We start from the raw sequence: 15,190 nt of genomic DNA on the forward strand, positions 1-15,190 counted from the left end.
GGCGAAAGCAAAAGCTGAAAAGCTTATTAGATCGATACAATGATTTACGTCATACTTAAATGAACCGCCGTATACCGATCGGTACGTACGGTGGTATGAGAGGTCGGGGGTTAGTCACCCCCTCCTACTCGATTTCAAATTACTTATTTTTTAGCGGCGGGTCTATTGTATCTTCTGGATCGTCGTTTCCTAAAAGGAAGTAGGAAATGACTCCCGAAACAATCGCTGCACCAGCTGAAATGAGCATTCTCGTTTGGCTGTCAATGACAGAGTAGTCTTTCTCGAGCTTATTCGTCGCGAGAATAAACACTAGAATCATGATGGGAATCACATATTTTAAACGTTTCATGCTAAACATCCTTTCATACCTGTACCTTACTTTCATCATATCAAATAATAGAGCCTGTCATGTGAACTTTTGATGAACATGACAGGCTACTTTTCATGAAAGTATGAATAGGCTTTTTAATAGCACCTGCATAAAAAATAATTGACTTTTTAAAAAAGGGAAATAATAATATTATAATACTAATAAATAGTATAATTGGATAAAGGTGTATGGAGGTGACCCAATAACAAGCAAATACGAGATCATCAATGTGAAAGAGTTGATGAAGGGTGAAAATTGAATAGGAGGGGCAGTAGTGAAAAAGAAAAGCCCAAAAAATCATCTTTTGTATTCTGCTGTTTCAGCTTCGATGGCGGCGAGTGCGATTTTCCCGATGGTTCCTCATGGAGTGAAGGCAGAGGCATCCAATGAATTCTTAGATATAAAGCCGACTGATCATTATTACGAAGCGGTAAAAAGTTTACACGCAAGGAAGATTATTAAAGGCTATGAAGACGGTACCTTTCGCCCACATGAAAAACTGACACGTGCTCAAGCCGCGAAAATCATCGCCTTAGCACTCAAGCTAGAGACAAATGTTAAGGATCCAGGGTTTAAGGATGTAACTAATAAGAGCTGGGAATATCCTTTCATCGCAGCTGTTAAACATGCTGGAATCATGGAGGGATACGGTGATCATTTTAAGCCGAACGCCCAGTTAAGCCGGGCACAGATGGCGAAAGTAATCTCACTTGCTTTTGGTTTTAAAGAAAAAACCCCAAGTGAGCTGCCGTTTACGGATGTAAAGAAAGAAGATTGGTATGCAAAATACGTCACCGCACTTATTGAAAAACAGGTAACTACGGGGACATCACCAACGACTTATTCTCCCAATCAGACGGTCAATCGCGGGCAGATGGCTTCCTTTATTTTTAGAAGTGAAGCAGCTCTAAACCCTGTGCAGGTGAAAGCAAAAATTATACAAATAAAAGAAAATGAAGTGGTCACTGATAAAGGGTCTTATGTAATTTCAGATGAATTAAAGGCCTGGCTGAATCCAAGGAATCAAGAGGCATTAAAAGGTGCAAGTATACATTTTTTAGTAAAAGATGAGATGGTCGAGAAAGTTCAATCCATTGAGTTAATAACTAATGGCGAGGCAGGAGCAGAAGTCGTATTTGATGGAAAGGGAGCAACCATTGACACAGATATAATCATAAATGGCGATTATCTTTCAATCAAAAATGCGATCATTCAAGGAGATTTGAAACTCGGGGAGGGAATCAAAAACTCTTTCTACACGGATGGGTTAAAAGTCGAAGGAAAAACAACTGTAGCCGATGAAGTGAAGACAGCAGAAAAACAAACGACACTTTATCAGCCTTTATCATATAAGCGGTTCGTTGAACAGTATCAAACGCTGAATACATCTCCAAGGCGGCTCAAGCTCGTATTTCATAATTCCTCTTTTCATTCTGTAAATATAAATAAACCAGATATGAGTATTGAACTGACAGGGGCTACAGTTATTCGCAGCGTTGATCTTTCCGATAAGGTGACTTTGAAAGCAGAAAGTGCAGCAAGGATTCTCCAAGCTATCATTGGGTCTGGTGTGGATCAGGTAGTTTTCGAATGTCATGTAAAAGAACTGATCATCCATAACAATCAAAATATTACGATGCTAGGAACAGGAAACATTGATACAGTCAAAGCCTCTGGTGGTTCAGTCGTTACATGGCAGATAAGTGGAAAAGTAGGATTATTAGAAGTGGTTGATTTAGTATCTAAGTTTACTCTAGGAAATCAATCAATAATCGTAAACTTAATTTTCCCCCCAGGTATGAAGCCATCGGATGTCATCAGCAATTATGACAAGGTAAAAGGAAATATTGATCAGGTGGGCGGTGTCAAAAATCCTGATGTGCCTCCACCACCTGCAAGCGGCGGCGGAGGGGGAGGAGGTGGTGGAGGCTCTCCTAGAGATACTCAAGCGCCAGTTCTCACATATACAGGTGAAAATAATTTTACGGTGGATTATGGGGAGACCTTTAGCATTCCGCAAATTTCTGCGACTGACAATAAAGATCCTGCCGTCGAAGTGAAAAAAGCCATTAAGAATGCAGCCGGAGAGAAATTGAATGAAATCAACACTTCAGTTTCTGGCACATACACAATCACCTACACCGCAAAAGACGCTGCTGGGAATGAAGCCACTCCAATTGTGATTACTGTCGTTGTAAAAGAAGCACCAGATACAGAAGCGCCAGTATTTTTTAATGACGGCCTTGCTAACTTTACAGTAAAAAATGGTGGAAATTTTAAGCTGCCGATTGTGGATGTATTAGACAATAAAGATCAAAACCTGAAAGCCACCATCGTTATTACAAATCAAGAAAATAAAGAAATAGATGAAATTGACACTACTGTGGCAGGTACGTACAAGATCACATATTCAGCGGAAGACTTAGCTGGTAATAAGGCGAGTCCATTAGTCATTACGGTGGTGGTTGAAGAAGCACCAGATACAGAGAGTCCAGTCCTCCAATATAATGGCGAAGTAAACCTGACGATAGAATATGACAGTAGTTTTACGGTTCCAGATGTGAGTGCGACTGACAACAAAGATCCATCTGTCACTGTAAAAGAAGTTATTAAGAATGACAAAGATGAAGCCATCGAACAAATAGACACTAAAACACCAGGCACATACACGATCACCTATACCGCAAAAGACGCATCCGGGAATGAAGCAACGCCGATTATCATTACCGTGGTAGTAGAAGAACCAGATACAGAAAAACCAATTCTCCAGTATTCTGGCCAAAAGAATCTGACAGTAGAATATGACGAAAGTTTTACCGTGCCGACCGTGACAGCGACTGATAATAAAGACAAAAATGTAGAAGTAAAATCAGTCATACATGATGCTGCCGGAACAGAGTTGACTGAGATTGACACGACAGTTCCAGGCACGTACACAATCACTTATACCGCAAAAGACGCAGCCGGAAATGCAGCGGATCAGCTAGTCATTACTGTGGTAGTCAATAAGGAAAAAGACCAAATAAATAACGCTTCATTTACAAGTGCAGCCTATGCCGAGAAGACGATTACAATCTCTGATCTAGCCGAAATTGAAGATGGCTCAACTTTTGATATCGCCCAACTCACTTATCATGATAAAGAATCTAGTCCTGCAACGCATCCGCTAACCGGTAATTACAATATAGTAAATACAGCGGCAGAATTAGATCAGCCCGGTGAATATTTTTACGATAAAGATCAAGATAAGTTAATCATTAAGCTAACAGCATCAGATGTTACAAGCATAGAAGGGTTACAAGGTTTTGGCATTAGAGGTACTGTTGCAGATGAAATAACAGCAGCTGAAGGTTGGAATATCGATCCTTCCTTGAATAAGGCGAGGCAGGTAGTCACGGCAATTGACACTCCTAAACAAAAATAAACGAAACGTTACTTTATAAGCTAGATATCTAGTGAAATAAGTGGGAAAGATCTCTCATCTTTTCTAACTGTCACATTCCAATTGATAGGTGAAATTCCTATTCATTGATAACAGCCTATTTATCAATGAGCCTAATCCTCCTGCATCCAATGAGGCGCTAACATGCCAAAGGGGTGAAGTCAGGTGAAGTCGTACTCTTAGTAAGAGGCGGGGTTCTTTAAAAGGTGGCTATGGCTAGGCAGACGAATCCATGCAGGCAGGCTGAGGTAGTGAATGCTGAGAATCGCTAGGAGTTCAGTATTCATCCCTGTATCTGAAATCATACAGTTGGCGATTGGAAGAATTGAGGCTGTTAAACCAATCGTTCTCACGCCTGAATAGTGGAAGCCTAAGGTCATCAAAACAAGGGATGGAAGTGACGGAACGTTTGAAGTCTTACCGGAAGAGGCGGGTTAGCGCCAATGACACCGGTAGGATGGCGGCGGGTTCGTAGTAGTGTGGATCATCTGCCGATTGCACCGTTATGGCAACATAGCGGGAGGAGAAAACAGATGGAAGCGAAGGAACCCAGTCAGTAGTAAACTCTTATTATCACGACTTATTTCCCCAAAATACAGTCGAACGTAAAGCAAAAAATGCAGTAAAAAAGTCAGATATATATGACGATCCAGCAGCCCTTTTACTAATCGTGAATAAAGAGGCTGACAGCTCGCCGTGTGCGATGAAAATCGCCCGCGCGGTGAAGACTCTGCCGAAAGCCAAATGGCATAAGGAGAGAATAGCAATTATGCGCCGGTTGTAGTAAAACCTATTGAGGATCGATCAAATGTTGAAATTAACACGGAAGTTTCCATTAATCTAAAAGAATTCTTTTCCCATCCAGGTGGAGAGGAATTGGTTTTCACATCAACTCAAGGCCAAATTCTGGGGGATGTATGGAGATTTACCCCAACAAATGTTGGAACAAATTCAGTCACCATTACAGCAACGGACACAGATGGTGAAACAGCTTCAGCTACGTTTAACGTGACGAGCAGAGATACATCTCCACCGAATTATGCAACGGGTTACCCGAAAGCGCTGAATGTGGATGCTACGACTTTGAAGATAGCCTTGAAAACGAATGAGACTGGAAAAGGTTATTATGCAGTCATAGCGGATGGCTCAGAAGCACCTACTGCAGATCAATTAAAAGCAGGGCAAGATGGATCTGGCAGGACATTTTCTATAAAAGGAAATCAAGCGGTCACTGCAAATGTAGAATCGGTTGCTTCAATTGCAGGGTTAAATGACAACACGAATTATGATATATACGTTGCCATTGAAGATCAATATGGAAATCTGCAGCAAACCGTATCAAAGCTTGATGTAAAAACGCTGCAGCTTCCATCTATCACCAGCAAATCTATTGGCAACTTTGATTATTCAACGATCTATGCGGGTCAGGCAAGGCTGACTAGTAAAGTGGTTAATTCATCGAATTTTTCAGGCAATGAGAAAAGGTTTACAGTCAGTGACGGAAAAATCACTGTAAATGTTCATCTGTGGTGGAATATTCCATTAAATCAATACGTAACCACACCAGCCCAGGCTGTCGGATCCGCCATCGAAAGTGAAATTCAACAGTATTATAACGATCGTAATATTAGTTTGTATGAACGTACGATGTCAGCCTTCGGTTATGGAGACACCCTAACAATCTCCACATTTAAAACGGGTGCAAGCAATATGGTCACAGTCGGCGGTCAGGATTGGAGCTATTTCTTTAATCAAAACACGGCTTATGGAGCAGATGAAAATCGCAGCGCTAATAAGTCATTTACGGTCAGTGACGGGGTGAATACAGCGGAGATCACCCTAGATTGGAATTACAGTAATATGGATGGTTTAATTGGAAGGATCAATCACCAACTCAGCAGTCAGAATGTAAATGCCACGGCAGTTAAGGTCAGCGAGTCTCAATTTAAAATTGTTGGGAAATCGGCTTCTGTTTCATTAACTATAAACGGAACGAATAAAGGTGATTTTTTTAACTAAAGGGATACCTGTTTTCCCTCGGTGTCTGGCTGGTTAGGTCAGGCACCGCAAACAGGCTGGGGAAATAAGCAAAAGAGTAATAACTGACGGCTCGCCGTGTGCGATGAAAGTCGCCCGCACGGTGAAGGCTCAACCGAAAGCCGGACGGTATAAGGTGAGAATAGCAATAATGAAGCGCCTGTCTTACGAGTCATGATTCCAGAGCAAGTCGTAGCAACCGGAAAATCGGTCGATCAACTACCATTCGACTATGCATTTAGTGATGCGGACGGGGATCCATTAACCTACACAGTTGAATCAAGCGACACTCGTGTTGTTCAAGCAAGCATTCAAAACAATAAGCTGAACATTTCATCAGGCAGTGAAATAGGGCTTGCTACAGTGACAATTACTGCTAGTGATCGAAAAGGCGGAACAGCCGCTATGCAAGTACCTGTTCGAAGCGTTCAATTGGTTCATTCAGAAAAAATCACGACTAAATGGGGTGTGTGGCAGCTGTCTTATGATCTATCTAAATATATGCCTAACCAGCTGTCGTTTACTGTATTTAAACAGTCACCAGGGCAGGAGGGGTCTGTTCGCGCAGATCCGCTCTATGGGAATAAATTTACGATTTATGACCCGGGCAGCAAGAATTATTGGATTGTAGGAGAAGATCATAAAGCGGTCTATTTAGAACTTACTAGAATAGATCAGCAGAGAATGGCACCATTTATTTCTGAGGTTCTGCATGGCAGCGAAGATCGAATGGCGGTTGAAATTTATCATCCAATAGATGGAACAACTGGTTATGCAGAGGGGTATGAATTAGAAATACATCGATGGTTCTCGGCTTCAGGCAGAAAAGAGATAGCTACTCTTTCGATTTTAAATTTAGAAAAAGGCGCCACGTATCACTTGATTAGCTCTACTTTTTATGACTTTTTTAATATAACTGGCGCGTCCTATATCAATAAAGAATTTTATTTAACTGGAGACGGAATCACTACAACAGCACTTGTTCTCAAAAAGAATGGGCAAGTCATTGATGTAGTCGGCAATCCAGATAGCAGCCACCAGCAGGGTATTCTTTTGAATGGAGGAACCATTGTAAGAAAGTACGGCATTCTTTCTGGTTCGGACTCTTTTCAGCTCATTGGAGAGTGGGATCAGTATCCAAGAGACACCTATCAATTTTTTGGCGAGCATCAGCCGTAACATTCTTTCGTCTCATTCTACGGAATGGGGCTTTTTTTGTGTCTTAGAAGAAGCGGAGAAAACTTTGAACTTGCCGATCGAATTAAAAAGTTGCTGAGAAGCTACCAAAAGGCGTTGAGAAAAAATAACACGAGATATGTCCGAAAATAATCTCTCTTTTCTGTTAAATATAGTAAAATGGTAAAATAAAAAGATATGGATCATAGGGGGAGAGGTTATGAATATATTAACTAGGAAAAATTGTATGCATGTATCTGTTATTTTCAGTTTGATTCTCATTTTTTCGCTGGTTACAAATATCCAGCAGGCACAGGCTGCAACGCAGTCAGCCGAAAAGCCGCTTGTCGGCATTGTAGTGTCTAAGTTGAGTGAGGATTATGCAAGCATTACAAGGCCGGCTGGTACGTGGAATGGGAAGACAATTGCCGCGAAGAATGCCTACTCTTCTACCAAAAACAAACGCTTAAAGGCTGAGCTGATGTACAAGCAGCTAGGTTACCAAGTGGAATATGTCAACGATGCACAGCTGCAAAATGCAACGTATTTAAAAAAGTTCGATACGATTGTGTTTCCTTTTACGGTAATGATGAATTGGCAGCAGAGGGAAGCAGTCAAAACCTATATCAAAGACGGTGGGGGAGCGATTTTTGCATTTGGAACGGCTCGAAATGATAGCGCCAGCTACCCTTACAAGTCTACGGATCTGGATTTATCACCTCTCATCTATAAAACAGGCACATGGATTTATGAATGGGATAACTTGAGTGAAGCGATGCAAATGCCGTTTATTAATGACGTGGAGTTAAGGCAGTACACGATTCGGTCATCAGGTACGCATCCGATTGTTCAAAACACGCTGAAACGGACGGGAAAATCAATGATTCAATTGAAAAATGATCGTCCAAATCTAGGGGAGTGGATTGAAGTCAACGGCACGTATCCTTCTAGTAAAGTGACTCCGATCTTAACGTATGGCAACTACGGCTATTCATCGAGCCCGAAAGATGTGACATCCAAAACTGCAGGAGCGTACGCCACTGAATTTGGAAAAGGGAAAGCGATTTGGCTTGGGTTCCAGCCGTTTAACTTTATCAGTGTCCAAAACGATTCATCTGTCAGCTGGGACTATGGCGATGGGCCAAGCGCTTATCAGTATTATTCTGGCGGCGAAGATTTGAAAGTCATGATGGATGAAATGGTCAAGTGGACCTCTCAGCCCACAGCGGTTTCGCATAAGCTTGATCGCAAGACGGATATGACTCTAAGCGGTGTATCTGCTTATCCGCGGGCAAGCGATTACGTTGTCTATGCTACAATGCAGGCGAAGAATAATGGGAACGTGATTTCCCGGGGAATCATGCGCACGAACATTTTGTCCCCTAACGGAACAGTATTAAAAACTTATGAAAAAACGGTACTAGGATTGGTGCCAGGCGGAGTCAGCTATCCAGAAAAAATGCAATTTTCATTACCAAAAAATTTAGCTGCGGGGGATTATCGCCTGCAGACAAAGTTTCTTTTAGGTTCAAAAGAAGATCCTAACTTTGCAGCGGCGGGGCAAGAAGTGATTTTACGAGTGGCGAAAGCAGGACAAAAAGCAACGATCATTACTCCAGCCTTTAAGGATGTGCCGAACAGTCATTGGGCCAAAGCGGATATTATGAACTTATCGGCTGCTGGCATTATTAACGGCTATCAAGGGCAAATATTTAAGCCGGATCAAAACTTAACACGTCTGCAAGCAGCGACACTCCTTGTCAGAGCGTTAAATCTAAACACACAAAACCGGCCAGATCCGAAACTGGCTGATGTGAAAAAAGGGCAATATGGCTATGATATCATTGCTACGGTTGTCGATGAAAAAATATTCTCTGGTTCCAATGGATATTTTAAAGCCAACAATCCTATTACACGGGAGCAAATGGCAAAAGTAATCGTTGGATCATTCCATTTAACTGGAAATGAAACAAAACCATTTAAGGATGTTCAAAATGACAGATGGTCAAAGCTTTACATCTCCACATTAGTGGCGAATGATGTAACAAATGTAGATACTCATTTTAGACCAACCGCCTACACATCACGCGCTCAATTTGCAGCCTTTATCCGCCGAGCAATGTTTGCTTTGTAATAAAAGAGGAAGCTGGCAGAGATTTGTCAGCTTTTTTCATCACGCTGAAACGTTTATAGCAGCAAGGGAGAGTGAAGAAAATGATGAATCAAGTTTGTCCGGAATGCGGTGGAGAACTGATAGAAGATGCTTGGGAGAATATTATTGAACATGAGGATAGCTCCATGACAGTGGATGCTTTTTCTGCATATGTCTGCGAACGGAAATGCGGGTATTATGAGCGCGCTGATCAGGAAGAAGGATGGCCGCGAGTGATAGCAGAGCAAGGGCCTGATCGGTTGCTTTTGCTATATCCAGGTGAGCAGGGGCGTATCTATGAGTTGAAGGATCAGGTGTTGTTTCCGCTCATGAATGTGCATTCGCTGCTTGCTCGGGGTTATTGGGAAGAATACACGGGCAACCATAATATTCAAGCTTTGCTTCAAGAAGCGCGTAATTACGAAGATGCTTTTCGTGAGCCGCCTAATCTATTTCGGTTTGCGACTAGTGAACTGTCACAGGATGCTTTTTTGTGCTGGCTAATGTCTTGGGCTGAACCTGCATTTCGTTCCGTTGATCTGCCACTGCATGATACTGCTCAGGCATTTATTCGTGCTATTTTTACTGCGCATAACCAAACGATGCCCGACATTAAATCAATCACCATTACACGCCAATTCAAATCATTAGATATATTAACGGTTATAAATGAAAAGTTTGCGATTTTAATAGAAGACAAAACATATACCAAAGATCACTCCGATCAGTTAATGCGGTATCGAAAGGCTGTGACGGAGTGGAATTCTAAATTAGTTCAGCTGCCGATATATTATAAGATTGCAGATCAAAGTCATTACCGGTCTTGTGATATTGCAGGGTACTTTCCATTGACACGCAGGGAAATGCTGGCCCTATTAGAAAACGGCGTAAAGTCCGGTGTGAAAAACTCGATTCTTTTAGACTATTATCAGCATCTGCAAAATTTGCAAAACAAAGTGGATGCATATCTAACACAGCGTGTCGAGAAATGGGATGCGTTTGCGTGGCAGGGATTTTACCAAGAGCTTCAGCGTGAAATCAATGGGAATTGGGACTATGTCAATAATCGTTCCGGGGGTTTTTGGGGCTTTTGGTGGGGAGGCAACACCAATCATCCCTATCATTTTCAATTAGAAGAACAGCGGTTATGTGTAAAATTGAATGTGATGCCAGGTCAGGATCGGCGAGCGATGCGCAAGGATTGGCTCAATCGTGTACTAAGTACGGCTAAAGAAAAAGGCTTGCCTTTACAAAGACCAGCTAAGCTAGGCAACGGTGATACTATGACAATTGCTGTGATGACTGATTATTTAGAAATGAATCAACATGGCCTCGTCGATGTTGGACGGACAATAGATAAGTTACAAGCGATAACAGTTGCTTTCGATTAGAGATGTTTAGAGAGGGGCATTTGCCAGTAATAAAAGCAACCGCCGATAGAATCGAAGAATGCGACTGGTGATTATTCAAAAGTGCCGATAGAATACCAGCCACCGCTGATAGACTTAATCAATAACTAAAACAAGAGCCCAAACCGCTTTTCAGGTTTGGGCTCTTGTTTATTTAACAGCTGTAGTTACTTTATTAACGACGTTCACTGGCATTGTCTTCGAAACAACTTGCTTGCCGTCACTCATACGGAAGACGACCGTATATTTGCCAGACGGTGCGTATGTTTTATTATCTAGCAGCAAGCCGTTCCATTGAGCGGTAAATCGGCCAGCGCTTGGCAATTGATCACGGACAAGTGAAGCTGCTACTTTGCCTTTTGAATCAACCACATAAACAGACCCCTTCATTGACCCATTCACTCGGCAAGATGCAATTAGCTTGTTAGTTCCAGTCATATGGAAGTTAGATGCATTCATAGACATAGCCACAATCGGTTCCGATGTCCAATTCAGTGCTCGGTTCGCATCAACACGGCCATACCCGTAAAAATAATCCCAGCCTCTGTCTCCAAGATCTACAGCGGATCCCAGAAGTGAATATTTGATTTGATCTGCAGTTAATAACGGATTCTTCGTCATCATTAAAGCTGCGACGCCGCTGACGACAGGTGCGGCCATTGATGTACCATCCATACTGCCATAGTTACTGCGTGGCAGTGTTGAGTAAATATTTGAGCCTGGTGCAGAGATCGAGATGTAATCACCATAATTTGAAAAATCGGTAATAACATCTCGCTGATCTGTGGCACTTACACCAATAACCCCGTCATAAGCAGCAGGGTAAGTATAGCTGCTTGTATCTTCATTTCCAGCAGCGGCAATTACTAAAACACCACGGCTTTCTGCATATCGAATCGCATCGGCTGCTGAATAACTGTAAGAGTCTCCTCCAAGACTCATATTAATAATATCTGCACCGTTATCCACCGCATAGTAAATTCCGCGTACTACATCATACATATCTGCACCTTCGCCGACAAAAGCATCGATTGGCATGACTTTTACATTCGGGGCAATACCCGCTACTCCAGATTTATTCATCGTAGCAGCAATGATTCCGCCAACATGAGTTCCATGAGGGTCACTAGTAATAGCCGTGCCGCCTGTCACTGCATTATAAGGCTTATAAATCTTCCCTTTTAAATCACTATGATAAATGTCCATGCCTCCATCAATCACGGCCACTGTAATCTGTGTAGATCCGCGTGTTGTGTTCCATGCCTTAGGAGTATTAATTTTTGGTAAATACCATTGTTTTTTATAGAAAGTATCTACCGGAATATATTGAGCAGTTGATTGATAATTTGGTTCAGCATAGCTGATATTTTCATTGCTTAATAGATTTTGAATGAGTTCGACTTTTTGTTTTTCATTAGGATAAGAAACCAATACTAATTGTCCATCCTGTTGAATCGAACGCTCTGTTAATCCGTATTTCAGATACAGTTCTTCTTTCTGTTTGGCAGTAGGAGTGGTTTTGAATTTGATTAAAAGCTCGCCTTTCGAGTAATCCCCTTCAAACATTTTGGTAATTTCTTTCTTTGTAATTACCGGATCATCATTTGCACTTACTTCAGGAAGGTAAAGCTGGGAACCGCTTAATAATACGATTAAGGCCAAAAACCACTTCCAACTTCTCATTTCTTTATCCCCTTTTTCTATGTGATGAACCTATTCTACTATGATTGCAGCTAAATAACATTAGCTTTTATTGTCGGTATGAAAAAAAGAAAACGTCTGTAATAGAGAATCCTCGACATGAAAATGTTTGGGTGAAACATGATTGTGGGCTGACGTAAAAATTATGCTCTATATATTGAAAAGCAGGTTAAAGATCTTGTCGAGGGGTTGATAAATAAGCGAAAATTGTTAATGTTTTTTCCGATTTTTTCAGACTGCTGTTGATTTGACTGTATCGACTTAAAAGATAGGCGAGCAACAAGAAAATAATAATTCTCAAATTAAAGAGTTCTTCCTGTCTTTTATTCTACCTTTATGAGACTATAGAAATAGTTAATTAGAATGATTATTAAAAAGAGAATGGAGAATCAGTTATGTCCATCTATGAATTTGAAGCGGTAAGAGCAAACGGAGAAAAAATCTCGTTATCTCAATATAAAGGCAAGACTCTGCTGATTGTGAACACTGCCAGTAAGTGTGCATACACCCCGCAGTTTGAAGATTTGCAAAAGCTCTATCTTCAATTGAAAGATCAAAATTTTGAAATGATCGGTTTTCCATGCAATCAATTTGGAGCGCAGGAACCAGGAGACAGCCAAGGTGCAGAAGAATTTTGCAAATTGAATTATGGTGTCACGTTTCCCATTTTTGCTAAAGTAGAAGTCAATGGAAAAGACGCTCACCCTTTGTTTCAATATTTAAAAGAAGAAATGCCGTTCCGGGGATTCGATGAAAGCAATGGCAGTGAAAAGTTTTTAAAAATGATGATCAGCCAAAAGAATCCGGAGTGGCTGACTGGAGACGAGATTAAATGGAATTTCACGAAGTTTCTTGTTGATCCAAGCGGAACGGTTTTGCGTCGCTATGAGCCGTCCGAAGAACCCCGTGATTTTGAACAAGAGATTGCTGAATTAATTAAATAGGAAGAAAATCTGCGGATAGCTTTCGCAGATTTTTTTATGAGCATGAATAGACTTTCGGAACATACGCTTTTATAGAAGGATCATTTTTATGAAAGCGAGGGATCTCATGGCGATTAAATTAATTAAAATTTCGAGCGTGTATTTTGCCATTGGCACATTGCTTGGCTATTATATGTCGGTGGTTCATTCCTATGAACTGACCGGCGTGCACGTTCACATCAACTTGCTTGGATGGACCGCCTTAACGCTTGCTGGTATCTTATATCATTTGTTTCCGTCTCTTACTTTTGGAAAATTGGCTGGCGTTCACTTCTGGCTTCATAATATCGGACTGCCGGTTATGATGGTCTGCTTAACGATGTTACTCACCACAAAAAATGAAGCGTGGACGGCGGAGGTAGCAGCCGGTGCTACGTTAACTGTTATTGGCATTCTCGTATTTACAGTGAATGTGTTGAAAAATTTGCGAGCGTGAGTGACGCTGCCTGGTCTCTATTTGAGGTCGGGCAGTTTTTTGTTGGTGCCGGATGCTAGGTTTATGGAAAAAAAGGCAAAGCGCTGATAGAATGGCCGAAGCCGCCGTTAGAATAGCCAAAGCCGCCGATAGCACAAAAAACACAAAACAACCAAGCTGATCGTTGGCTCACTTTCTCTAAGAATAGTTGATTTTCAGCAGTTTTCAGTAGAAAATGAACCTATCTTAATTGAAATGGGGAACTAGCATGCGAGTCATAGCAGCATTTGATTCATTTAAAGGATCGATGTCGAGCCAAAGGGCGAACGAGGCGGCAGAACGGGCGTTGCGCGAGGCGGGAATCAATAAAATTGAGTGCATTCCGATCGCGGATGGCGGCGAAGGGCTGACGGATGCGCTTTTAGCTAGTGTGGGCGGAGAAAAAATCACCGTTCGAGCTCAAGATCCTCTCGGCCGCAGGATCGATGCTTTTTACGGGTGGGTCGAAGAGGAGAAACTCGCGATCATTGAAATGGCTGCGGCATCCGGACTGCCGCACTTAAGAGCGGATGAACTAAATCCATATGAAGCCTCCACATTCGGTACCGGTCAGCTGGTACAAGCTGCTTTAGATCGCGGCGCTCGTAAAATCATTATTGGCCTCGGCGGCAGCGCAACGGTGGATGGCGGCACCGGCTGCTTGGAAGCTCTCGGCATTCGTTTTCTGGACGAGCAGAATAAGGAACTCCGCGGCACTGGAGGCAGCTTACACAAAATTAAAGCGATTGATCGCACTGTCTTAGACCCGCGCCTCGCCGAAACAGAAGTCGTGATCGCTTCTGATGTGACGAATCCTTTGACAGGTCGTGAGGGAGCAGTTCATATATTTGGTCCGCAAAAAGGGATCAAACCGGACGAACTACATACATTTGACGAAGCGATGCAGCAATATCAACGTGTGGCAGAAGCTGCTATGGGCATGAGTACAGGTAATGAGCCAGGCACAGGAGCCGCTGGAGGACTAGGCTTTGCGCTGCGTACATTTCTTAACGGTACATTCATTTCTGGAGCAGAATTGATTATCCAATTAGCTAATATCGAAGAAAAAGTCCAGCAGGCTGATCTCATTTTGACGGGAGAAGGCAAGTTTGACACTCAATCTTTATTTGGGAAAGCTCCGATAGGCATCTGTCAGCTAGCAAAGAAGCACTGCGTCCCAGCCATTGTGTTTGCTGGGAAAGTAGAATTCGAAGAGATGAGCATTCCGTCGCATGGCGTGTCCTTGCTTGTTCCGATGGTTGATTCGGTAATTTCATTAGACGAAGCGATGGAGAATGGAGCTGAGCTTTTAAGTCGGGCAGTGAAGCGGACGGTTACAGCTATACAAATAGGAGAAGGCTTGAAAAAATCTAAATGTTAATTCTAGAACGCGAAGATAGAAAAAGGGAAAGGTGATCTATGAATCTTATCCTTTTATTTGAAAAACATAAAGAAATTTGCAACTT

Annotated in this window: 9 protein-coding genes and 1 pseudogene; 8 read left to right on the top strand and 2 right to left on the bottom strand. The window is 42.1% G+C overall.

Annotated features, from left to right (window positions below; genetic code table 11):
- Positions 1-139: 139 nt before the first annotated feature.
- Positions 140-349, bottom strand: a complete 210-nt coding sequence (locus tag JOC78_RS10790) for a hypothetical protein (protein WP_204555499.1) — start codon at positions 347-349, stop codon at positions 140-142.
- Positions 350-644: 295 nt separating this feature from the next.
- On the opposite strand from JOC78_RS10790, the gene JOC78_RS10795 reads away from it, so the two are divergent.
- The 5 genes and pseudogenes from JOC78_RS10795 to JOC78_RS10815 all read left to right on the top strand — a co-directional run bounded on the left by JOC78_RS10795 (position 645) and on the right by JOC78_RS10815 (position 10,568).
- On the top strand, positions 645-3,794 hold the full coding sequence (locus JOC78_RS10795; protein ID WP_204555512.1) for an S-layer homology domain-containing protein: 3,150 nt from the start codon (positions 645-647) through the stop codon (positions 3,792-3,794).
- Positions 3,795-4,589: 795 nt separating this feature from the next.
- Positions 4,590-5,831: pseudogene (locus JOC78_RS10800) on the top strand (Ig-like domain-containing protein); the annotation flags it as partial.
- Positions 5,832-6,023: 192 nt separating this feature from the next.
- Entirely contained in the window at positions 6,024-7,028 is a 1,005-nt protein-coding gene (locus JOC78_RS10805; RefSeq protein ID WP_204555516.1) for a hypothetical protein, read from the top strand.
- A 217-nt stretch (positions 7,029-7,245) separates the two neighbouring features.
- Positions 7,246-9,159 (top strand): S-layer homology domain-containing protein, encoded by a 1,914-nt coding sequence (locus JOC78_RS10810; protein WP_204555523.1) that lies wholly within the window; start codon positions 7,246-7,248, stop codon positions 9,157-9,159.
- 80 nt (positions 9,160-9,239) lie between these two features.
- Positions 9,240-10,568, top strand: a complete 1,329-nt coding sequence (locus tag JOC78_RS10815; protein ID WP_204555525.1) for a PD-(D/E)XK nuclease family protein — start codon at positions 9,240-9,242, stop codon at positions 10,566-10,568.
- Positions 10,569-10,736: 168 nt separating this feature from the next.
- On the opposite strand, the gene JOC78_RS10820 is transcribed toward JOC78_RS10815, so the two are convergent.
- On the bottom strand, positions 10,737-12,269 hold the full coding sequence (locus JOC78_RS10820; RefSeq protein ID WP_204555528.1) for a S8 family peptidase: 1,533 nt from the start codon (positions 12,267-12,269) through the stop codon (positions 10,737-10,739).
- A gap of 413 nt (positions 12,270-12,682) precedes the next feature.
- Between JOC78_RS10820 and JOC78_RS10825 the strand changes: the two genes are divergently transcribed.
- The 3 genes from JOC78_RS10825 to JOC78_RS10835 all read left to right on the top strand — a co-directional run bounded on the left by JOC78_RS10825 (position 12,683) and on the right by JOC78_RS10835 (position 15,105).
- Entirely contained in the window at positions 12,683-13,231 is a 549-nt protein-coding gene (locus tag JOC78_RS10825; protein WP_204555531.1) for a glutathione peroxidase, read from the top strand.
- Between the two features lie 106 nt (positions 13,232-13,337).
- Positions 13,338-13,706 carry a cytochrome-c oxidase gene (locus tag JOC78_RS10830; RefSeq protein WP_204555921.1) on the top strand — a complete coding sequence of 123 codons (369 nt, stop codon included), beginning with the start codon at positions 13,338-13,340 and terminating at the stop codon, positions 13,704-13,706.
- A gap of 247 nt (positions 13,707-13,953) precedes the next feature.
- The gene (locus JOC78_RS10835) at positions 13,954-15,105 is read left to right on the top strand and encodes a glycerate kinase (RefSeq protein WP_204555533.1); all 1,152 of its coding nucleotides are present in this window, start codon (positions 13,954-13,956) and stop codon (positions 15,103-15,105) included.
- The last annotated feature ends 85 nt before the right edge of the window (positions 15,106-15,190 follow it).

Origin of the sequence: Bacillus ectoiniformans (assembly GCF_016908875.1) — a bacterium.
GTDB classification, from domain to species: domain Bacteria; phylum Bacillota; class Bacilli; order Bacillales; family Domibacillaceae; genus Bacillus_BX; species Bacillus_BX ectoiniformans.